Source organism: Serratia sp. LTN-2, assembly GCF_059740205.1.
The window spans coordinates 642,098-665,120 of sequence record NZ_JCAXDO010000001.1 but is presented as its reverse complement, the minus strand read 5'-3'; the positions used below and the strand labels follow the sequence as shown (position 1 = coordinate 665,120).

Annotated in this window: 16 protein-coding genes; all 16 read left to right on the top strand. The window is 57.4% G+C overall.

Translation table 11 applies throughout. The annotated features are described in order from the left end of the window. The first annotated feature begins 2 nt into the window (after positions 1–2). The 16 genes from AC6BYQ_RS03080 to narJ all read left to right on the top strand — a co-directional run bounded on the left by AC6BYQ_RS03080 (position 3) and on the right by narJ (position 23,023). On the top strand, positions 3–1,397 hold the full coding sequence (locus AC6BYQ_RS03080) for an MFS transporter (RefSeq protein ID WP_498056265.1): 1,395 nt from the start codon (positions 3–5) through the stop codon (positions 1,395–1,397). Between the two features lie 773 nt (positions 1,398–2,170). Then, positions 2,171–3,073: a winged helix-turn-helix domain-containing protein gene (locus AC6BYQ_RS03075; RefSeq protein ID WP_498056264.1), complete on the top strand. Its 903-nt coding sequence runs from the start codon at positions 2,171–2,173 to the stop codon at positions 3,071–3,073. A 179-nt stretch (positions 3,074–3,252) separates the two neighbouring features. After that, the gene (locus tag AC6BYQ_RS03070; RefSeq protein ID WP_063918522.1) at positions 3,253–4,215 is read left to right on the top strand and encodes an NAD-dependent epimerase/dehydratase family protein; all 963 of its coding nucleotides are present in this window, start codon (positions 3,253–3,255) and stop codon (positions 4,213–4,215) included. Between the two features lie 173 nt (positions 4,216–4,388). After that, a complete protein-coding gene (gene wecA / locus AC6BYQ_RS03065; protein WP_019452895.1) occupies positions 4,389–5,438 on the top strand; it encodes a UDP-N-acetylglucosamine--undecaprenyl-phosphate N-acetylglucosaminephosphotransferase in 1,050 nt (349 codons plus the stop codon). Between the two features lie 45 nt (positions 5,439–5,483). After that, on the top strand, positions 5,484–6,617 hold the full coding sequence (locus AC6BYQ_RS03060; RefSeq protein ID WP_063918521.1) for a polysaccharide export protein: 1,134 nt from the start codon (positions 5,484–5,486) through the stop codon (positions 6,615–6,617). Positions 6,618–6,644: 27 nt separating this feature from the next. Continuing rightward, entirely contained in the window at positions 6,645–8,828 is a 2,184-nt protein-coding gene (locus AC6BYQ_RS03055; protein WP_019452893.1) for a polysaccharide biosynthesis tyrosine autokinase, read from the top strand. A gap of 4 nt (positions 8,829–8,832) precedes the next feature. Next, positions 8,833–10,131 (top strand): flippase, encoded by a 1,299-nt coding sequence (locus tag AC6BYQ_RS03050; RefSeq protein WP_498056263.1) that lies wholly within the window; start codon positions 8,833–8,835, stop codon positions 10,129–10,131. Further along, on the top strand, positions 10,112–10,960 hold the full coding sequence (locus tag AC6BYQ_RS03045; RefSeq protein ID WP_019452891.1) for an ATP-grasp fold amidoligase family protein: 849 nt from the start codon (positions 10,112–10,114) through the stop codon (positions 10,958–10,960). The genes AC6BYQ_RS03050 and AC6BYQ_RS03045 overlap by 20 nt, the downstream gene beginning before the upstream one ends. 6 nt (positions 10,961–10,966) lie before the next feature. Further along, entirely contained in the window at positions 10,967–12,121 is a 1,155-nt protein-coding gene (locus AC6BYQ_RS03040) for a hypothetical protein (RefSeq protein ID WP_198636581.1), read from the top strand. Positions 12,122–12,124: 3 nt separating this feature from the next. After that, positions 12,125–13,030 carry a glycosyltransferase family 2 protein gene (locus AC6BYQ_RS03035; RefSeq protein ID WP_019452889.1) on the top strand — a complete coding sequence of 302 codons (906 nt, stop codon included), beginning with the start codon at positions 12,125–12,127 and terminating at the stop codon, positions 13,028–13,030. Between the two features lies 1 nt (position 13,031). After that, on the top strand, positions 13,032–14,087 hold the full coding sequence (locus AC6BYQ_RS03030; protein WP_063918519.1) for a glycosyltransferase family 4 protein: 1,056 nt from the start codon (positions 13,032–13,034) through the stop codon (positions 14,085–14,087). Positions 14,088–14,094: 7 nt separating this feature from the next. Beyond that, on the top strand, positions 14,095–14,838 hold the full coding sequence (locus AC6BYQ_RS03025; RefSeq protein ID WP_029988798.1) for a glycosyltransferase family 2 protein: 744 nt from the start codon (positions 14,095–14,097) through the stop codon (positions 14,836–14,838). 11 nt (positions 14,839–14,849) lie between these two features. Further along, positions 14,850–16,709, top strand: coding sequence for a carbohydrate binding domain-containing protein (locus tag AC6BYQ_RS03020; protein WP_074054879.1), 1,860 nt, complete (start codon positions 14,850–14,852; stop codon positions 16,707–16,709). Positions 16,710–17,001: 292 nt separating this feature from the next. Further along, on the top strand, positions 17,002–20,763 hold the full coding sequence (locus AC6BYQ_RS03015) for a nitrate reductase subunit alpha (protein WP_498056262.1): 3,762 nt from the start codon (positions 17,002–17,004) through the stop codon (positions 20,761–20,763). Beyond that, positions 20,760–22,304: a nitrate reductase subunit beta gene (gene narH, locus AC6BYQ_RS03010; RefSeq protein ID WP_211130064.1), complete on the top strand. Its 1,545-nt coding sequence runs from the start codon at positions 20,760–20,762 to the stop codon at positions 22,302–22,304. The genes AC6BYQ_RS03015 and narH overlap by 4 nt, the downstream gene beginning before the upstream one ends. After that, complete coding sequence (narJ, locus tag AC6BYQ_RS03005; RefSeq protein WP_498056261.1) at positions 22,301–23,023, top strand: nitrate reductase molybdenum cofactor assembly chaperone; 723 nt, start codon at positions 22,301–22,303, stop codon at positions 23,021–23,023. Before narH ends, narJ begins: the two co-directional genes overlap by 4 nt.

Sequence of the window (23,023 nt, the reverse complement as noted above, 5' to 3'; positions counted from 1 at the left end):
TTATGTCGCAACTTGCAACGCCTTCATCAAAGAAAACCGGCGCGCTGATTCAGGACTGGCGCCCTGAAGACAGTGCTTTTTGGCAGCAACGCGGCCAGCGCATCGCCACCCGCAATCTGTGGATTTCCATTCCCTGTCTGCTGCTGGCCTTCTGTGTCTGGATGCTGTTCAGCGCCGTCGCGGTCAACCTGAACAAGGTCGGCTTCAACTTCACCACCGACCAGCTGTTTCTGTTAACGGCGTTGCCGTCGGTCTCTGGCGCTATTTTGCGCGTGCCGTATTCGTTCGTGATCCCGCTGTTCGGCGGCCGTCGCTGGACCGCTATCAGCACTTGCTTCCTGCTGGTGCCTTGCCTGTGGCTGGGGTTCGCGGTACAGGACAGCAGCACACCGTACAGCGTGTTTGTCGTCATTTCCCTGCTGTGCGGTTTCGCCGGTGCCAACTTTGCTTCCAGCATGGCCAACATCAGTTTCTTCTTCCCGAAAGCACGCCAGGGCGGTGCGTTGGGGCTCAATGGCGGGTTGGGCAATCTGGGCGTCAGCGTGATGCAATTGGTTGCGCCGCTGGCGATCTCTTTCAGCCTGTTCGGCCTGTTTGGCGGCGCGGCGCAAAATCAGGCGGACGGAAGCCCGCTGTGGCTGGAAAATGCCGCCTGGATCTGGGTGCCGTTCCTGTTGATCGCCACGCTGGCGGCCTGGTTCGGCATGAACGATCTGGCGGCGGCCAAAGCGTCGCTGCGCCAGCAACTGCCGGTGCTCAAACGCGGGCATCTGTGGATGCTGAGCCTGCTGTACCTCGCGACCTTCGGTTCCTTCATCGGTTTCTCCGCCGGTTTCGCCATGCTGTCGAAAACACAGTTCCCGGATGTGGTGATCCTGCACTACGCGTTCTTCGGTCCGTTCCTCGGGGCGCTGGCGCGGCCGGTTGGCGGTGCGTTGTCTGACCGTTTCGGCGGGGTGCGGGTCACGTTGATCAACTTTGTGGTGATGGCCGTTTTTGCCGCGCTGCTGTTCCTGACCTTGCCGGACGCAGGGCAGGGCGGTTCATTCATCGCCTTCTACGGCATCTTTATGGTGCTGTTCCTCACTGCGGGGCTGGGCAGCGGTTCGACTTTCCAAATGATCGCCGTCATCTTCCGTAAAATCACGGTCGAACGCGTCAAAGCGGCCGGCGGCAGCGACGAGAGCGCGCAGCGTGAAGCGGTGACCGACTCCGCCGCCGCATTGGGCTTTATCTCGGCGATCGGTGCGGCCGGCGGCTTTTTCATTCCGCAGGCATTCGGCACCTCGTTGGCGCTGACCGGTTCGCCGGCGGGGGCGATGAAAGTGTTCCTGGTATTCTATATCTTGTGTGTGGTCATTACCTGGGCGGTGTATGGCCGTAAGAAAAAGGCCTGAGCACCAAACGATTGTCTCAATTCCTCCCCGACAGGGGAGGGATATTTCGCTCATACCGAATCATCTCTCCTCGCCTTCTCAGTGAAATTTTCTGCCTTTAGGTAAAATTCTCATCTCCGCTTGCCGTTTTTTTCTTTTTTTATAGCCATATCTCTCAATGTAGGAATGTCTTCTCACAAACGGATTATATTATTTGCACGGTTTTTTCTTTTTGTTGAGAGTATTCTTACATTAAAATATTAATGCCATCGCCGCAGGTTAAATGAAATTTCTGGGTGGGGAAGGCATAATTAGTGCGATTGTTATAAAATCATCAATAGGGATTTGTCTTAGATGCTAAACTTGCTGGAATGAATGAGTGTTGGAGTTAAATCAGATAACTCTCATTCTGTTTTTTTCGGCTTTTTGTAGTCTATCTGCCAACCAGATTAAGTGGGAAAATAGGATGAATTCACATCACGGAATGAAATTTCACAATTTTACTCGATTAACAATTAAACGACATTGTTAGTTTTTCTTTTTTAAATCAATGAGGTGCCAGGTTGGATTTTACGGCGGTCATGAGAGAAATCCATGTTGCCAACAGGGAAAAAGAGTCGTCTGGATAAACAGAACATCCTTAATCAGGCTTAATGTAAAAAATGAAATCAGAAAATTTTTATAAAAGCCAATATCCGATGAATGCAACCTGTTGAGTTTACATTTAATTTCTTGAACATTTTTTGATATTTCTATACAAAGTGTGCAGGACAGGCACGCTAAGGAAATTAAAAGTGAATCTTGATAAAAGAATAAAGATTAGGAATCTCGATGTTCTGACTCCTGCCGGGGAGAAATTTCGTCTGCGTTGGAAAGAGTATCAAATCCTTTCGCTGCTTGTCGCCAGATCCCCCGAACTGGTTACCCGAACGGAAATTATAGAAAATATCTGGAAAGGGACTTATTGTTCAGATTCAACGATAAATCAAACAATTAAATCCATTCGTCAGAAAATTAGCGACACCGAACATACGCTTATCAGAACCATTCCTCGCTTGGGTTACAAGGTGGAAAATCAGGCGGTTTTTCACTTTATATCTGAAGATGAAGACTACGTCGGTAATGATATATTAAACGGCGATGATGATATTAATGTTGATATTCAAGCGGAACTTTCTGAAAGTGTAAATGGAGCGCCTGAAACAAACGATGAGAAAATAGTTAAGCAACGTAAATCGACACTGGTTTCTGCGTCTCTCGCGGCAGAGACGCCATCCCAGGAAACACCGGCGTCTGAAAAGAAGCCAACATCGGGGCGGCGCTTTTTCAGCATGCCCGCTAGCCGCGTAGTGAAATACCTGACGGTATTCGCTTCTTTACTGGTCATTTCACATTTTTCATATGTGTTGGGCAACCAAACCCGCCCGCCGGTGATCAATGATATTCAGAATAACACGCGCGTCGTGTTGACGTTGACGCTGAACAACCCTCATACCAATAGCCCGCAAACCCTGTTCTGCCTTTACCAGGGAGAGAGCATGGAGCAGGCGACCATTGAATGTGTCGATCCTAAGCAAGGCCAGATTAAGCTGCCGGTAAAATATGAGGCCTTTTCTATGCCTGGTAAAGGTCGGATTAATCTCATATTGCCCAATAAAACCTTGCAATATCAAGTTGCTTACGATGTTAAAAATTAGCGCTGAATGAGGTTTTATCTTTAGCGATAATTTCACATTTAATGAAATCTTTTATTTCATTATTTGTTATTTGAAAGCCTGATTCGATTTGTCCAGTCTGAATCTCATTACCTAACGCGTATTAGCGTCCTGTCTCAATGTTGTGACGGGAATAATGAGAACCTGCTGAGTGACAAATTATGGATAAGCGTAAAGTAGCTATTATCGGGGGGGCCGGTTTTATCGGAACGCGCCTGGCGAAACGTCTCAGTGCACGCGATGATCTGACGCTGATCATCGTGGATAAACGGCCCAGCGAGCACTTTCCGGCGCTCTACCAGTACGGTGATGTGACTCAGCCCGAGACCTTGCAGCAACCGCTGACGGGCTGTGACGCCATCATTAATCTGGCTGCGGAGCATCAGGACAATGTCGACCCCATTTCGCTCTACTACCAGGTCAACGTCGAAGGTGCACGCCATGTCTGCATGACCGCTTCCGCGTTGAATATCCGCCAAATCATTTTCACCTCATCGGTCGCCGTTTATGGTTTCGTCAAACAAGAAACTGGCGAAGAGGGGCGTTTCGAACCCTTCAATCACTACGGTAAATCCAAGCTCGAAGCGGAATACGTTTATGAAGCGTGGCGCAAAGCCGATAGCGAAAACAAGCTGACCATCATTCGCCCGACGGTGGTATTCGGCGAAGGGAATCGCGGCAACGTGTATAACCTGTTCCGTCAGATCGCCAGCGGCCGATTCGTGATGATCGGCAGCGGCAATAATATGAAGTCGATGGCGTATGTTGAAAATATTGCCGCACGGTTGGAACACGCGCTGGATCAGCAATCCAGCTATCAGGTCAGCAACTACGTTGATAAACCAGACTTCACGATGAATCAACTGGTTGAGGTTATTTCCTCTTCTCTTGGTCGTGAAAATAAGACGATTCGCATTCCCTATGCAGTGGGAATCTGCGGGGCGACCGCATTAGATGTTGTGAGTAAAATAAGTCGAAAAAAATTCCCAATCAGCCGCGTCAGAGTGCAGAAATTCTGCGCCAGAACGCAATTTAAAACCAATGTGAAGAATGATTTCGTAGCGCCGGTGGAACTTGATTCGGCCATCGAAAGAACCATTAAACATGAGTTTTCTGACCGATAACTTAACCGCACGCTGGCGTTATTTATGTATTTCCGCCGACAAGCGGATAAATCTGCATTTTCAGGATTAACTCATGCTGACTTATATCCTGGCAGGATCAATTTTGTTTTTGCTAATAGCGCATTGGGAGCTGTAACTCAAGGGCGGTAGCGTGCTTAATCGCTGGAGGAACGATGTTATATCAACTGAGCGTGATATTTGTGCTGGCGGTCGCCTGGGTGCTTATTGCCCGTCGGGCCGCTTTGGCGGTGGGGTTAGTGGATAAGCCCAATGCGCGCAAGCAACATCTGGGGCATATTCCGCTGGTCGGCGGCATCGCCGTATACCTGACGTTGACGCTGATGACGCTGTGGCAACCCGCCTGGCTGCCCGACAGCACGATCTACCTGCTGTGCGTCACGGCGCTGGTGGTGTTGGGCGTGCTGGATGACCGCTTTGATCTGCCCGTGGCGCCGCGCGTCATGGTGCAGGGAGGGATCGCGCTGGCGATGATGCTGGCGGCAGGGATGCAACTCTCCTCTCTGGGCTATGTCTGGGGGCATCAGGAAGTGATGCTCGGCTATGGCGCGCTGCTGCTCACGCCGCTGGCGGTCTGGGGGGCGATCAACGCCTACAACATGGTGGATGGCATCGACGGGCAACTGGGCGCCTTGTCCTGCGTTACCTTCGTCGCGTTGGCCGTTGTGTTTGGACTGGGCGGGCGGGAAGACCTGGCGCTTTGGTGCCTGGGCCTGCTCGTCGCGCTGGCAGCTTATCTGCTGTTCAACCTGAGCCTGTTCGGCGCGCGCAACAAAATCTTTATGGGCGACGCCGGCAGCATGGTGATTGGCTTCAGCGTGCTGTGGCTGGTGCTGTTGGCGACGCAGGGGCCACAGGCGGTGATGCGCCCGGTCACCGCGCTGTGGCTGATCGCCATTCCTCTGATGGACATGGTGACCGTGATGGTGCGCCGCCTGTTGCGTCGCCAAAGCCCATTCAAAGCGGGCCGTGACCATCTGCACCATATTCTGATGCGCCGCGGGCTCAATGCGCGCCAGGCGCTGGCCATGAGCACCATGCTGGCGGTGACGCTGGCCTGCATCGGCATCTGCAGCGAAGTGTTGAAGCTCCAGGAGAGCCTGATGCTGGTGGCGTTCCTGTTCTGTTTTTGCGGCTATTTCGCCATGCTGCGCGAACCGCGGCAGGCAACGGTGCTTAGCGACAACCCGACCGTTGGTCGCTAATCCTCTCACGGGCTGCGACAGCAGCCCGTCTATCACGGTAACCCCATGAATTTTCATTTGCCTCTTTTGATGCCGTTGGTCTGTACCTCCGCGCTGTTGAGCGGTTGTACGGTGGTCCCCGGCTCGCATTTACCGACCAGTGGAAAAGCCATCGTCGTGCAGCAAGACGACGATTTCGATTTGAACAACCAGGTACAGGTCTATCGCATGTCGCCGATGCTGCTGCAGAAAATGCGGCGCATAGAACCGGTCGCCCGGCCGAACCCGGCGCTGGATCGGCGGTTGCAGAGTTATCAATACCGCATCGGCGTCGGCGACGTGTTGAACGTCACCGTCTGGGATCATCCCGAGTTGACCACACCGGCCGGGCAGTACCGCAGCGCCAGCGACACCGGCAACTGGGTGCATGCGGATGGCACGATCTTTTATCCCTATATCGGGCGCGTGGCGGTGGTGGGCAAGACCGTCACCGAAGTGCGCAGTCTGATCGCCGGCCGTCTGGCGCAGTATGTGGAAAGCCCGCAGGTGGATGTCAGTATCGCCGCGTTCCGCTCGCAGAAGGCTTATGTCACCGGCGAAGTGAAAACCTCCGGCCAGCAGGCAATCACCAACGTGCCGCTGACCATTCTGGATGCGATCAACGCCGCCGGCGGCCTGACGGACAACGCCGACTGGCGCAACGTCGTGCTGACCCATCAGGGCAAGGAGCGGGCCATCTCGCTGCAGGCGCTGATGCAGCGCGGCGACATCAGCCAAAACGCGCTGCTGCAACCGGGCGATATCCTTTACGTCCCGCGCAATGACGAGTTGAAAGTGTTCGTGATGGGCGAGGTGGGCAAACAAACGACGCTGAAGATGGACCGCAGCGGCATGACCCTGACCGAAGCCCTCGGTTCTTCCGAAGGGATCAGCCAGACGGTGGCGGATGCGACCGGGGTATTTGTGATCCGACCGAGCGGCGGCAAACAGCCGCAGCGGTTGGCGACGCTGTACCAGTTCGATCTTTCAGACGCCAGCGCGCTGGCGATGGGCGCTGAATTTCAGCTGCAACCTTACGACGTCGTGTACGTCACTGCGGCGCCGGTCGCGCGCTGGAACCGTTTGATCAGCCAGCTGGTGCCGACCATCAGCAGCTTTAACGATCTCAGCGAGGCTACCTTGCGCGTGCGCAACTGGTGAGTCCGCAGGATGAACAAGGAACAGAAAATGAAAAACAATGCGCTGTCCGTTATGGTGGCCGAACAAGATGAAAAGCTGGAGTGGGAGCGCCTAATCGGGCCGCTGTGGGATAACCGTTGGCGGATCGCCGCCGTGACCGGTTTGGCCGGTGTGCTGGGCGTGGTCTACGCCCTGTTGGCCACCCCGGTGTACCAGGCCACGGCGGTGGTGCAGGTGGAGAAGCAGCTGTCCGGCGATTCGCTGCTGCGCGAAACGCTGGACAGCTCGATGATGGGGCAAAGTTCGGCGACGGAGGATGAGGTGACGCTGGTCAAGTCGCGCTACGTGCTTGGCAAAACGGTGGACGCCCTCGGCCTGACGGTGCGCGTCAGCCCGGACTATTTCCCGGTATTCGGCAAAGGCTTTGCCCGGCTGAGCGGCGAAAAACCGCCGGTCCTGGAGATTGCCACGCTGACGACGCCGGAGGACATGCTGGACGAAGCGCTGACGCTGACAGTGCGCGACGGGCAGCATTATGAATTGAGCCATGACGGCGACAAACTGTTCAGTGGCGTGGTCGGGCAGGCGGTCGCACAGGGCGGATGGAACATGACCGTTTCGGCGCTCGATGCAGCGCCGGGCGCCAGTTTCACCGTGGTGAAAGTCGCGCGTCAAAAAGCGGTGGATGAGCTGCGCAAATACCTGGACGTGGTGCCGGGTGGCAAGGACAGCGGCATCATGACCTTTACGCTGCCGAGCGAAGATCCGCAGAGCGCCGAGGCGATGTTGAAGAACATCACCGACAACTATCTGCAGCAGAACGTGGATCGCAAAACGGAAGAAACGCAGCGGATGCTGGCGTTCCTGCAACAGCAGCTGCCGCAAACGCAAACTTCGTTGAACAACGCCGAAACCCAGCTCAATCAATTCCGCCAGCAAAACGACTCGGTGGATCTGTCGCTGGAAGCCAAATCGGTGCTGGATACTCAGGTGCAGCTCGAGGCCCAACTCAACGAGCTGACCTTCAAGGAAGCGGAGATCTCCAAACTCTATACCCGTGTGCACCCGGCTTACCGGGCGCTGTTGGAAAAGCGCGCCACGCTGGAGGCGGAAAAGGCGCGGCTGGGTAAGCAGGTGCAGACGCTGCCGAAAATGCAACAAGAGATCCTGCGCCTTACCCGCGACGTGCAGGTGGATCAGCAGGTTTACATGCAGTTGATGAACAAGCAGCAGGAGCTGAGCATCAGCAAGGCCGGCACGGTCGGCAACGTCCGCATTATCGACGAAGCGGAAACCGCTATCCGGCCGATTAAGCCGCAAAAGGTGTTGATCGTGCTGTTGGCGCTGTTGCTGGGTGCGGCGGGCACCGTCTCGGTCGTGCTGTTGCGCGCGGCCTTCCATCGCGGCATCAATGATATCGATACCCTGGAGAGGCGGGGCATCAACGTCTACGCCACCGTGCCGCTGTCGCCGTGGCAGGTGAAGCGCAACCGCGAGCAGCGCCAACTGCTGCCTAAATCCGGCGGCCGACGTTTGCCAATCCTGGCGGTGGCCGAGCCGACGGATCTGTCGGTGGAAGCGATCCGCAGCCTGCGCACCAGCCTGCATTTCGCCATGATGGAGGCCAAGAACAACATTCTGATGGTCTCCGGTGCCAGCCCGGAAAGCGGTAAGAGCTTTACCAGCACCAACCTGGCGGTGGTGGTGGCGCAGGCCGGGCAGCGGGTGCTGTTGATCGACGCCGATATGCGCAAAGGCTTCCTGCACCGCTGGCTGGCGGATGATGGGCATCAGGGCCTGTCTGACCTGCTGGTGGGCAACGTGATGGCGGAACAGGCGGTGCGGAAAACCGCCATCGCCAATCTGGACTTCGTGCCGCGCGGCCAGGTACCGCCGAACCCGTCCGAACTGCTGATGCACCGCCGTTTCGCCGATTTTCTGCGCTGGGCCGGGCAAAACTACGATCTGGTGTTGATCGATACGCCGCCGATTCTGGCGGTGACGGATGCGGCGATCGTCGGCAACCACGCCGGCACCTCGCTGCTGGTGGTGCGTTTTGAGGTGAATACCGTCAAGCAGATCGAAACCAGCATGCGCCGTTTCGAACAGAATGGGGTGGGGATCAAGGGCGTGATCCTCAACGGCATGGTGAAGAAGGCGGCAACCGACATGAGCTACTACAACTTCGCCTACCCAAGCCATCGGGAAGATCGCCCGCAGGCAGGGGAATAAGCGGGTGAAGGCCATTATCACCAATGCCCTGTGGCTGATGCTCGAACGCGTTTCGCTCAGCCTGTCCGGCATCTTCGTCTCCATTTACGTTGCGCGCTATCTGGGGCCTGCACAGTTTGGCGCTCTCAACTATCTGTTGGCGACGATTGCCATCGTGGTGCCACTGGTGCAGTTGGGCGCCGACAGCATCATTTTCAACCGCGTCGCCCGCCGACAGCCGAGCGGCATTCGCCTGATGCTGGCGTCAATACGCCTGCGCCGTTGGCTGTTCCTGGTGGTAGCGCTGCCGATACTGACATGGAGCTATTTCAGCCAATCGCCCGCCAGCCAACTGATGACGCTGTTGCTGCTTGTCAGCGCCTATTTCTCGATTCAGGACGTGTACAAGATTTATTACGATGCCCGCCTCCAGTCGAAACGCAATACGCTGATCAACAACCTGGCGCTGCTGCTGTCGATCGGGCTGCGGCTGGCGCTGGTGAGTGCCGCGCTGCCGCTGGTGTGGTTCGCGGTACCCTACATCCTCAGCAGCGCCGTACCTTACCTGGCGCGCCTCTGGTTATTCCGTGGGGAAGCGGCGGCCTCGCCGCAGGTTACGCCGCGCCAGGCCGGGCGCTATGGCCGTTATTTGCTAAAGGTGGGCCTGCCGTTGGCCATCTCCAGCCTGTCGATAGTGATCTATACCCGCATCGATCAAATCATGCTGGGCAATCTGGTCGGCGAGCAGGCGGTAGGCTGGTTCAGTGCCGCCACCACCCTCAGCCAAGGCTGGGTTTTCGTGCCGATGGCGCTGATCACCTCGTTGATGCCGGGCATTGCCAGCTGTCGCGATCCGTTGGAGCAAGAATACCGTATACGGGTGCTGTATTTGGTGGTCTTGGGCCTATCGTTGCCGGTGTTGCTGGGCCTGTGGTGGTTCGCCCACCCGGCCATTTCGCTGCTGTACGGTGCCGCTTTCCAACCGGCCGCCAGCATCCTGGCTATTTGTACGCTGACCTCGTTGTTCTCGGTAATGGGGACAGTTTCTTACCGCAGCATCGTGCTGTTCGCCGGCTATCGCTTTATTGCCATCAAGATGCCGTTGGTGGCAGTGGCGAACGTGGTGATGAATCTGCTGCTGATCCCGCGCTACGGTCTGATCGGCGCGGCGGTGTCTACGCTGCTGGCGGAATTCATTTCGTTCTTCGTGCTGAACAGTTTATTCCGTGGCGGAAAAATTACCCGACTGCAGCTGACCTGTTTTTACTGCTTGCCGCGTCTTGTCAGCAAATTAAGGAGAGAACATGTTAAACATCCTGGTTAAAAACATTTCCAAGCGCCTGCCCGATGCCTGGCACCATCAGGTTAAATACGCGCTCTATTTCAAGAAGCTGCCGCACCTGTCAAAACCGACCGGCTTCAGCGAAAAGATCATGCGACGCAAAATTTACCCGCGCAGCATCTACACCACCTTGTCGGACAAGTTCAAGGTACGTGAATTTATCGCCGGTCTGTGGGGCGAGGAGTATCTGGTAGAGCTATATGCGCATGGCACTGAGCTCAGCTACGACATGTTCAGGCAATTGCCCAACGCCTTTGTACTGAAGGCCAACCACGGCAGCGGTTATAACCGGTTGGTGTTCGACAAACAGCAGGTTAGCTACGCGGAGTTGTACGATCTCAGCAACGCGTGGATGCGCAGCAACTTCTACGAGCAGAGCCGCGAAAAGCATTATCTGGATATCGAACCCTGCATCATGGTGGAGCGCCTGTTGCTGGATGGCGAGCAGGTGCCGAACGATATCAAGTTTCATTGTTTCAACGACAATCATGAAATTCGCATGTTCATCCAGGTGGATTATCAGCGTTTTGGCACTCATCGGCGCGATATTTTTGATATCGACTGGAACCGCACCGAAATCCGTATCAGCTTGCCGAATGCCGACGAACCGATGCCGCGCCCTACGCGGTTGGACGAAATGACGCGTTTGGCTCGCCAGGCAGCGCAGCAGTTCTCTTATGTCCGTGTGGATTTCTACCAGATCGGCGAGAAGGTGTATTTCGGTGAGTTGACGTTTACGCCTGGCGCGGGGCTAAGCAAGCTCATGCCGAAAAACATTGAGCAGGAATGGGGCAGTTATTTTACTGAGTAAACACTTATGCAAAGAGTCGCCTCCAATTTTCAAATGCATACCAATGCCGGTTATAATCAGTCGCGGGATTTAGTCAATCAATCCATCGTATTGACCTTTCTGCTGATGTTTTTCGTGAAAACTTTCCTGACCTCGGGATCGTTCAACAGCGAGCTGATTAATAAAACCGTGATGGGGCTTAATGGCCTGATGTTGCTCTATGTCGGTTATGCATTTTTTATCGCTACGCTGGCGGAAAAAGCGGTTGCGGGTTTTTTGGCTCTGTTGTTTCTGGTTAATATTGCCACCGGGCATGGCGATTATCTTTTTGGCGCGGTATTCAGTACGGCGGTGATAATTTTATTTCGCCGCATAGACATGGGACGTGGCGCTGAAATGTTTGCCATTGCCTTTGTGGTGGCAGGGTTGCTGATGGTCATTCCCTATACCTTTTACACCAATGGATTTGTTTATCTTGATGAGCGTTACGGCAACAGATTAACGCTGGGTTTCGATAACCCGAATACCCTGGCGTATTATTCTTTTGCCTTGTTCGCCACCCTGCTGTGCCTGATCGACCATGCGAAATTAACGCGTGGAATGAAAAATATCGCGTCGTTGGCGGCGTCGACGTTAATTCTCCCGGTGCTGATGTATTCCTATTCGCGCACCTGTTTTATGCTGGCGTTGTTGATGTTATTGCTGTTTTGGTTGGCGCCGCTGCTGCGTGTCGCCCCCAATAGAAAAGTCTGCATCGTGCTGACGTTGATCATTATCGGCTTTCAATTCGCCAGCGTTATGCTCTGGGGTAGCAATCCGGCATTGGACGTCCTCTTGAACCAGGCGTTGACCGGGCGAGTCTGGTTCTCCTGGCAGATGTTTCAGGCGGTGGGACTACCCAATCCTCTGTTCGGTATGAATATAGAACCTTATAAACCCGTCGATTTCTTCTTCATTGCCATGTTTTATTCGGCCGGTGGCATCGCCTCTGTTGTCATGCTTTTCTGTTATTTTCACCTGTTGGGTAACATGCGCAAGCTGAGTCGATTCATGCGCTGGGTGGTGGTGGTTTTCCTGTTAACTACGTTGACGGAAACCTATTTTTTGGTCCCGGTATTTAACGTGTCGTTATTGTTGCTTTGCCGTGGAAAAGAAATGATAAATTCTAAATTAGAGGGCTAAGAAATGGATTTCTCGATCGTGATCCCTATTTATAATAGTGCACGTTATCTGCCTAAAACTCTGAAGCGGGTTTTCAACGCTTGCCAGGGGTTCGACTATCAGGTGATTTTGGTTGATGATTGCTCTGACGAGGATGATATCAAATATATTCGCCAGATAGCAGCGACCAATAGCAACGTGATGTTGCATGAGAAAAAAAAGAAGAGCAATGCGGCGGTATCGCGTAACTTAGGTATCAGGTTGGCGCAATCGGAGATCGTGTTTTTTCTCGACTCTGATGATTACTTCACGACCAACTATATTATTCGCCGCATGAATAAACATGAAGATCGCCAGATTGATATTATCTTCGGTAACTATGCGGAGGTGAGCGGCGATTCGGTACGTGACTTCAACTTCAACTACAAATCCGGTTCTTCCGGCGAAGATTTCCTTTTTCTGGAAATGGGTGATATCCGTTCATCCACCATCAGCATACGTAAAAAAAGCGATCGCCGCTTTTTATTTCCCGAATTCCTCAATAAGCATCAGGATTGGGGCTTTTTAGTCAATGCCACCAATTTGGGCGCGCATGTGGCACACGACGCCGGCGGAGGGGTGTTTCTCGACGTAGGACGCTACGGGCGCATGACGGCGAAGCTAAATTTGGAGGCCAGCGATCGCTTTATCAATACCTTTCTCAGCCCCAGCGATCGCCATATCAGCGGATTCGCCTGCAAGCACCTGCTGGCCTCGCTGTATTCGGAGAACGCCCAGGCGTTCAATTATTACTCGTCGCGCATCGTGCGGCACAGTCTGAGCGGCAAGTTCAAGATGATCAAATGGTATGGCGATTGTCTGGCGCGGTTGGGGTTGTTCTCGGTTGGCGGCCGGCTACTGCGCAATGTGCGCCAGGGATTCAGGAGATGATATGCAACCACGCAAGGTAATCATCGTTATCGAAAATATAGCGGGCAAGGGCGGTACTGAACGGGTCGCCAGCGGCTTGGCCAATGCGCTGGCACGTCTGCCGGGTTACGAGGTGGCGGTGTTTTCGCTGTTTGGCGAGCGGAGCTTCTTTCCGTTGGCGAGCGACGTCCGGCTGCGCTGCGGCGGCGGCGATTCGCTGTTCTGGCCATGGCGGCTGGCGATGGCCCTGCGACGTGAACGCGCGGACGTGATCATTACCGTTTCCATGGGGAAACTATCGGTGGTGATGACGCCTTTTCTGCGTTTGTTCTGTGCCCGCAGCCGGCTGCTGTTGAGTGAACACGTCAGCTTTCACCAGTATCCACGCGTATTTAAGTGGTTGAAGTTGCTGGTTTACCGTCTGGGCGACCGCGTGATTTTCCTGACGCGGCAAGATAGCGACGCCATCGCTCGCTGGGTGGGGGCCGGGAAATGTCGGGTGATCGAGAACGTTTCACCGTTCGGCACGCAGGCGCCGACGCCGGCGCTGCAGAACAAGGTGGCGCTGGCGGTGGGGCGATTGAGCAATCAGAAAGGCTTCGATCGTCTAATCGCGTTGTGGCGAGGAGTGGCGGCGCAGGTGCCGGATTGGCGGCTGTTGATTATTGGCGACGGTCCAGAGCGCGACGCATTGCGGCGGCAGATTGAAGACGCCGGGTTGGAGCAGCAGGTGAGCCTACTGCCGGCCACCGCCGACGTGGCGGCCTATTATCGCCAAGCCAGTCTGTATCTGATGACTTCTCGCTATGAGGGGTTGCCGATGGTGCTGATCGAAGCCATGAGTTTCGGCCTGCCGCTGGTGGCCTACGACTGCAAGACCGGCCCGGCCGAGTTGATAGACGACGGCGTCAACGGCTATCTGGTGCCCGATGACGACGCCGCCGCCTTCAGCGAAGGGGTGATCAAATTGATGCTCGATCCGGGTTTGCGCGAGCACTTTTCTATTGCCGCGTTAGAGAAGTCTCGTCGTTTTACCCCCGAACGTATTTATCCCCAGTGGCAACAGCTCACCGAGTGAGGACAGTATGGAAAAGATATCCGTGATAATGCCGGCCTACAATGCTGCGAACTCTATTAAAGAGTCGATTTTAGGCGTGCTGAACCAGCGATTTACCGATTATCACCTGTATGTGATCGATGATGCGTCTACCGACGATACTGCCGAGGTTGTGCGGCCGTTTATCCACGATCGCCTCACCTATATACGTAATGAGCATAACCAGGGCGTGGCGGAAACGCGCAACATCGGCATTGAGGCGGCGAAGGGCGACTATATCGCCTTCTGTGACAGTGATGACGTATGGCTGCCCAACAAGCTGTCGCGCCAGGCGAGCATTTTGCAAACCCGCCGCTATGACGTGGTGTGTTCCCATTATTACACCTTCGAAGACGACCTGAAATTGGTCAAAAACACCCGTGGTGCGGATGAGCTTATTGGCTATCAGGACATGTTGAAAAGCAACTGGATCGGCAATCTCACCGGGATCTATAACCAGAAGCGCATCGGTAAGGTGTATCAGCAAAAAGTAGGCCATGAGGACTATTTGATGTGGCTGGCGGTGCTGCAGAAGGCGCGCAACGGCCTGGCTTACTGCATTCCTGAACCGCTGGCCTGCTACCGATTGTCTACCCATTCGCTGTCGGGCAACAAAATCCGGGCCGCAGACTGGCAATGGCGGATTTACCGTCAGCATTTGGGGCTGTCTTACCAGAAATCCTGTTATCTGTTCGCCACCTACCTGTTCAATGCCGTGGTGAAAAGGAAATGACCATGAAGGGGATGTATCAGAGGGTGGCTCTGGTCTGTTGTGCCTGGTGGAGTGCTTCTGCTCTGGCGCAGAGCTGCCAACCCAATCTGTTGGCCAACCCCGGCTTTGAACAGGGTCTCAGCGGCTGGCGTGCGCAAGGCGCGCAGGCCGACGGCGATACGCACAGCGGCCGTGGAAGTCTGCGTTATGACAATGCAGATGCCGCGCAGTACCGCACCTTCAGCCAGATGCTGCGGGTTGTGCCCGGTCAGACGATCGATTTCGGCGTCTGGCTCAAGACCCATGGCGTACGCGGGCAAAGCCGCGACGGTGGTGCCGGGGTTTATCTGCAGAGCTTCGATGCACAAGGGCGCTTTCTGGAAGGCAGCTACCCGGCAGGGGTGACCGGTGACAGCGGCTGGCGGCAGGTGAGCGCCAGCTATACCGTGCCGCCGCAGGCGGCGCGAGTCACTTTTGGCGTCTATCTGCGCAAGGGGAGCACCGGTACCGCCTGGTTTGATGACGCCTATGCGTGTGCTCGAGCGCCTACGCCGGCGTTATATCAGCTCGGCGCGTCGACACAGGGGAAAGTCGACACGCTGCTGGTTACTCCGCAGCCGCAGCATTTGCAGGTCGACAGCGAATTGCTCAATGCCGCAGGGCAGGTTGTTCACAGTAGCCGCGACCGTTATCAGGTTGAAGGGCAGCGCCGTATCGAATATCAACTGCCGACTGGCCTGGCCCAGGGGGAATATCGCCTGCGTCAGCAGGTCACCGGGCAGCAATCCCAGCCCGTACAGGGTAGCGAGCTGTCTTTTCGCGTCGGGCAGCCTGCGGCCAAAGTGGCGATCGACAGCGAAGGCTTTACCCTGCGCGATGGTCAACGACTTTTCCCGTTGGGCATTTATGCCAACGTGGCTACCGATGAGCATTTGGCGCGCATCGCATCGGCGGGATTCAACACGGTGCTGAACTATGATTATGGGGAAAAGAAAGATCCTTACACCTTTTTCCGCAACGCACGCAACCGCGGGCTGCTGGTCATTTACTCCGTCAAAGATCAGTACAGCGGCAGCCGTTTCGCTCCGGCCGTTCGCGGTGGCGACTACGCGGCGATGACGGCCTGGTACGTGCAGCGTTTGCGCTCTCAGCCCAACCTGCTCGCCTGGTACATCAACGATGAACTGGGGCCGGAGTATCTCGATAAGATCGAGGAAAAAAACCTGCAAATAAAGCGGCTTGACGGCGATCATCCTACCTTCCAGGTGTTGAACAAAACCGGGGAGTTGGACGCCTACTTTAACAGCAGCGACATTTTGGCGACCGATCCTTACCCGGTGGGGAACGATAGCGATCTGACGCGCACCACGCGTTATACCGCCCTGACGGTACAGGCCGCCCGTCAGGCTCGCGGGGCCTGGGTGGTGATGCAAATCATGGATCACGCCGCTTATGACGCTCGCCGTAGGCCACATCCACCGTCAGAGGCGGAAATTCGCAATCAGGCCTGGCAGGCGCTGATCGGCGGCGCCAAGGGACTGTTGTTTTATTCTTATACCGATCTGTTTTACAAGCGCAAAACCGGCCGCTTCGACCAACGGGAGTTTGACGCTACCTGGCGTGGTGTGGCTGCCGTGTCGCAGCAAATCGCCGCCTTCACCCCTTATCTGCTGACAGGAAAATCGACGCCGCTGGCGGGAAGCGACCCTCAAATGCCGGCGCGGATGTTTATTCTGGGCGATCGCGCCTTGCTGCTGGTAGCCAACCCCTATTATCGAGAGGGAAGCACCCGATTGCGCCTTCCGGCGGGCTGGCGGCAGCAGGGAGGGGGGGCGGAGCTCATGCTGGCGTTGCCCGCCGTGGGCACCGCGACGCTGTGGCTTCAACGCTGAAAGCATCGAGTGAACGTCACGCGGGAGGTTTCTCCCGCGTCCTACCTCCAAATACCTCGTCTTGCCTCCCGCCCGTTCGCCTTTACCCTAATGCTCCATTTTATTTATTGTAATTCAATCAATTAACCTCATTTTTCACCCCTATACTTTGGTGGTATTCCTCTCCCGACGCGCGCGTCGCCGCCCGCTTTCTCTTGATCGCAATCAATTTGCCGCCGCTTGGCCGTCAGTAGGCTGGCGGCAGATTGAGCATGTCTTCTTATAACGACAAGAGCCTTCAGGAGCATTCCGGATGAGCAAATTTTTAGACCGTTTCCGCTATTTCAAGCAGTTGGCGGAGCCTTTTTCTGGCGAGCACGGCCAGACCCTGAACACCAACCGCGACTGGGAAGACGGCTACCGCAGCCGCTGGCAGCACGACAAAGTGGTGCGTTCCACCCACGGCGTGAACTGCACCGGTTCCTGCAGTTGGAAGATCTACGTGAAGAATGGTCTGGTGACCTGGGAAACCCAGCAAACCGACTATCCGCGCACCCGTCCCGATCTGCCCAACCATGAACCGCGCGGCTGCCCGCGTGGCGCCAGCTACTCCTGGTACCTGTACAGCGCCAACCGGCTGAAATACCCGCTGATGCGCAAGCGCCTGCTCAAACTGTGGCGCGAGGCGAAAGCGCAGCACAGCGATCCGGTCGCGGCCTGGGGCTCTATTGTCGGCGATGCGGAAAAAGCCAAAAGTTACAAGGTCGCGCGCGGCCGTGGCGGTTTCGTCCGCTCCAGCTGGCAGGAGGTCAATGAACTGATCGCCGCCGCCAACGTCTACACCGCCAAAACCTTCGGTCCTGATCGCATTATCGGCTTCTCGCCGATCCCGGCGATGTCGATGGTGTCCTACGCCGCCGGCGCCCGCTACCTGTCGCTGATCGGCGGCGCCTGCCTGAGTTTCTACGACTGGTATTGCGATCTGCCGCCGGCCTCGCCGATGACCTGGGGCGAACAGACCGACGTGCCGGAATCCGCTGACTGGTATAACTCCTCCTACATTATCGCCTGGGGCTCCAATGTGCCGCAGACGCGCACCCCGGACGCCCACTTCTTTACCGAAGTGCGTTACAAGGGCACCAAAACCGTGGCGGTGACGCCGGACTATGCCGAAGTCGCCAAGCTGTGCGACCACTGGCTGAATCCGAAGCAGGGCACCGACAGCGCGATGGCGCTGGCGATGGGCCACGTGATGCTGAAAGAGTTCCACCTGGATCGCGAAGTCGGCTACTTCCGCGACTATGTGCGTCGCTATACCGACATGCCGATGCTGGTGCTGCTGGAGCCGCGTGAAGGCGGCCATTACGCCGCCGGTCGCCTGCTGCGCGCCGCCGATCTGGTGGACGGGCTGGGCCAGGAAAACAATCCCGAGTGGAAAACCGTCGCTATCGACGGCCGCAGCGGCGATCTGGTGGCGCCGCAGGGCTCCATCGGTTTCCGCTGGGGCGAAAAGGGCAAGTGGAACCTGGAACAGCGCGAAGGCAAGGCGCAGCAGGAAGTCGAGCTGCAGCTCAGCCTGTTGGGCGTGCATGACGAGGTTGCCGAGGTGGGCTTCCCATACTTCGGCGGCGCCGACAGCGAGCATTTCAACAGCGTGGCGCTGGACGAGATCCTGCTGCACAAGCTGCCGGTGAAACGCCTGCAGCTGGCTGACGGCAGCGAAGCGCTGGTGACCAGCGTGTACGATCTGACGCTGGCCAACTACGGCCTCGAGCGCGGGCTGGCCGATGCCAACTGCGCCGCCGACTATGACGAGGTCAAGGCCTACAGCCCGGCCTGGGCCGAACAGATCACCGGCGTGTCGCGCCACAACATCATTCGCATTGCCCGCGAGTTCGCGGAAAACGCCGAGAAGACTCACGGCCGTTCGATGATCATCGTCGGCGCCGGCGTCAACCACTGGTATCACATGGACATGACCTACCGCGGCCTGATCAACATGCTGATCTTCTGCGGTTGCGTCGGCCAGAGCGGCGGCGGCTGGGCGCACTACGTCGGCCAGGAAAAACTGCGGCCGCAAACCGGCTGGCTGCCGCTGGCGTTCGGCCTCGACTGGCAGCGCCCGCCGCGCCACATGAACAGCACCTCGTTCTTCTACAACCATTCCAGCCAATGGCGCTATGAAACCGTCGGCACCGACGAGCTGCTGTCGCCGCTGGCGGACAAGTCGCGCTTCGGCGGCAGCCTGATCGACTTCAACGTGCGCGCCGAGCGCATGGGCTGGCTGCCGTCGGCGCCGCAGCTGGGCACCAACCCGCTGCGCCTGGCGGAGCAGGCCCGCGCGGCCGGCCAATCGCCGGTCGAATTTACCGTCGACAGCCTGAAGAACGGCTCGCTGGGCTTTGCCGCCGAGCAGCCGGACAATCCGCAGAACTTCCCGCGCAACCTGTTCGTCTGGCGCTCCAACCTGCTGGGCTCTTCCGGCAAGGGCCATGAGTACATGCTCAAATACCTGTTGGGCACCGAAAACGGCATTCAGGGCAAAGATCTCGGCCAGCAGGGTGGCGTGAAGCCGCAGGAAGTGGAATGGCGCGAGCAGGGCGGCGAAGGCAAGCTGGATCTGGTGGTGACGCTCGATTTCCGCATGTCGAGCACCTGCCTGTACTCCGACGTGGTGCTGCCGACCGCCACCTGGTACGAAAAAGACGACATGAACACCTCCGACATGCACCCGTTCATTCATCCGCTGTCGGCGGCGGTCGATCCGGCCTGGGACTCGAAGAGCGATTGGGAGATCTACAAAGGCATCGCCAAGGCCTTCTCCGAGGTGTGCATCGGCCATTTGGGCCAGGAAACCGACGTGGTGACGCTGCCTATCCAGCACGATTCCGCTGCCGAACTGGCGCAGCCTTACGGCGTGCAGGACTGGAAGAAAGGCGAATGCGACCTGATCCCCGGTAAAACCGCGCCGCACATCATCGCAGTGGAGCGCGATTACCCGGCCACCTACGAGCGCTTCACCTCGCTAGGGCCGCTGCTGGACAAACTGGGCAATGGCGGCAAGGGCATCAGCTGGAATACCCAAACCGAGGTCGATTTCCTCAAGCAGCTGAACTACGTCAAGGCCGACGGCCCGGCGGCGGGGCGGCCGAAGATCGAAAGCGCGATAGACGCGGCGGAAGTGATCCTGTCGCTGGCGCCGGAAACCAACGGCCAGGTGGCGGTAAAAGCCTGGGAAGCCTTAAGCAACGTCACCGGCCGCGATCACCGGCATCTGGCGCTGAACAAGGAAGACGAAAAGATCCGCTTCCGCGACATTCAGGCGCAGCCGCGCAAAATCATCTCCAGCCCGACCTGGTCTGGCCTGGAGGATGAACACGTTTCCTATAACGCCTGCTACACCAACGTGCACGAGCTGATCCCGTGGCGCACGCTCAGCGGCCGCCAGCAGCTGTATCAGGATCACGAGTGGATGCGCGCCTTCGGCGAAAGCCTGCTGGTGTACCGGCCGCCGATCGACACCCGCGCCGCCCAGCCGCTGCTCAACAGCAAGCCGAACGGCAACAAGGAGAAGGCGCTGAACTTCCTGACGCCGCACCAGAAGTGGGGTATCCACTCCACCTACAGCGACAACCTGCTGATGCTGACGCTGTCGCGCGGCGGGCCGATCGTCTGGCTGAGCGAAGACGACGCCAAAGATCTGGGCATCGCGGACAACGACTGGATCGAGGCCTTCAACGCCAACGGCGCGCTGACGGCGCGCGCGGTGGTCAGCCAGCGTATCCCGGCCGGCATGACCATGATGTATCACGCGCAGGAGCGCATCGTGAATCTGCCTGGCTCGGAGATCACCAGCCAACGCGGCGGCATCCACAACTCGGTGACCCGCGCCTGTCCGAAGCCGACCCACATGATCGGCGGCTATGCGCAGCTGGCCTACGGCTTCAACTACTACGGCACCGTCGGCTCCAACCGCGACGAGTTCGTGGTGGTGCGCAAGATGAACCGCATTGATTGGTTGGACGACGAAGGCAACGACTACGCGCAGGGCAGTCAGCAGGAGAACAGCAAATGAAAATTCGTTCGCAAGTCGGCATGGTGCTGAATCTGGACAAGTGCATCGGTTGCCACACCTGTTCGGTCACCTGCAAGAACGTCTGGACCAGCCGCGAAGGCATGGAATACGCCTGGTTCAACAACGTGGAAAGCAAACCCGGCGTCGGTTATCCGCACGCCTGGGAAGATCAGGAAAAATGGAAGGGCGGCTGGATCCGTAAAATCAACGGCAAGTTGGAGCCGCGCATGGGCAACCGCGTCGGCGTGCTGGCGAAAATCTTCGCCAACCCGGACGTGCCGGCGCTGGACGACTACTACGAGCCGTTCGATTACGACTACCAGCATCTGCACACCGCCAAACAGGGCAAACACCAGCCGGTGGCGCGCCCGCGCTCGCTGATCACCGGCCAGCGCATGAACAAGATCGAAAGCGGCCCGAACTGGGAAGAGATCCTCGGCGGGGAATTTGAAAAGCGCTCGCAGGACAAGAACTTCGACAATCTGCAGAAGGCGATGTACGGCCAGTTCGAAAACACCTTCATGATGTATTTGCCGCGTCTGTGCGAGCACTGCCTCAATCCGGCCTGCGTCGCCACCTGCCCGAGCGGGGCGATTTACAAACGCGGCGAAGACGGCATCGTGCTGATCGACCAGGACAAGTGCCGCGGCTGGCGCATGTGCCTGACCGGCTGCCCGTACAAGAAAATCTACTTCAACTGGAAGAGCGGCAAGTCCGAGAAGTGCATCTTCTGCTACCCGCGCATCGAAGCCGGGCAGCCGACGGTGTGTTCGGAGACCTGCGTCGGCCGCATTCGTTACCTCGGCGTGCTGCTGTACGACGCCGATCGCATCGAGCAGGCGGCGGCGGTGGAGAACGACCAGGACTTGTATCAGAGCCAGCTCGATATCTTCCTCGATCCGCATGACCCGGCGGTGATCGCTCAGGCGTTGGCGGACGGCGTGCCGCAGGGCGTCATTGAAGCCGCCCAGCAGTCGCCGGTGTACAAAATGGCGATGGACTGGAAACTGGCGCTGCCGCTGCACCCGGAATACCGCACGCTGCCGATGGTCTGGTACGTGCCGCCATTGTCGCCGATTCAGTCTGCCGCCGACGCCGGCGAGCTGGCGCACAGCGGCGTATTGCCGGACGTCGAGAGCCTGCGCATTCCGGTGCAGTATCTGGCGAACCTGCTGACCGCCGGCGATACCGAACCGGTATTGTTGGCGCTGAAGCGCATGCTGGCGATGCGCCACTACAAACGGGCGGAAACCGTCGACGGCGTAGTGGACACCAGCGCGCTGGAGCAGGTCGGTCTGAGTGAAGCGCAGGCGCAGGAGATGTACCGCTACCTGGCGATCGCCAACTATGAAGATCGCTTTGTGGTGCCGTCGAGCCACCGCGAACTGGCGCGTGAAGCCTTCCCGGAAAGCAAAGGCTGCGGCTTCAGCTTCGGCGATGGTTGCCACGGCAGCGACGGCAAGTTCAACCTGTTCAACAGCCGCCGTATCGATGCCATCGACGTGACCGCGAAAACTGCGCGGCCGGAGGACGCCTCATGATCAGCCTGAAAGTGATCGCCCGCCTGCTGGATTACCCGGAGCAGGCACTGTTTGACCATCAGCAGACGCTGATCGAAGCATTGGAGCCGGCCAGCGAGCTGGATCTGCACCACAGCGCGCAGCTGATTCTGTTTATCCGCCGCCTGTGCGCGCGCCCGTTGCTGGACGCGCAGGCCGACTATTGCGAACTGTTCGATCGCGGTCGCGCCACCTCGCTGTTGCTGTTTGAACACGTGCACGGCGAATCGCGCGATCGCGGCCAGGCGATGGTCGATCTGATGGCCCAGTACCGCGCCGCCGGGCTGGAGATCGACAGCCGTGAGCTGCCGGACTTCCTGCCGCTGTACCTGGAGTATCTGGCCAGCCGCAACGCGGCGCAAGCGCGCGAAGGGCTGCAGGACATCGCGCCGATCCTGGCGCTGCTGGGTGCGCGTTTGCAGCAGCGTGAAAGCCCGTATGCGGTGCTGTTCGATTTGCTGCTGGCGTTGTCCGGCAGCGAGGTGCAGGTGCAGGCGCTGGAGACGCAGGTGGCGCAAGAGGCGCGCGACGATACGCCGCAGGCGCTGGATGCGGTGTGGGAAGAGGAGCAGGTCAAGTTTCTCGGTGAACAGGGCTGCGCTTCCGCCCAGCAGACGGCGCACCAGCGGCGCTTTGCCGGCGCGGTGGCGCCACAGTATCTGGACCTGACGGATGCGTTAACCGGAACCAAAGGACGCTAA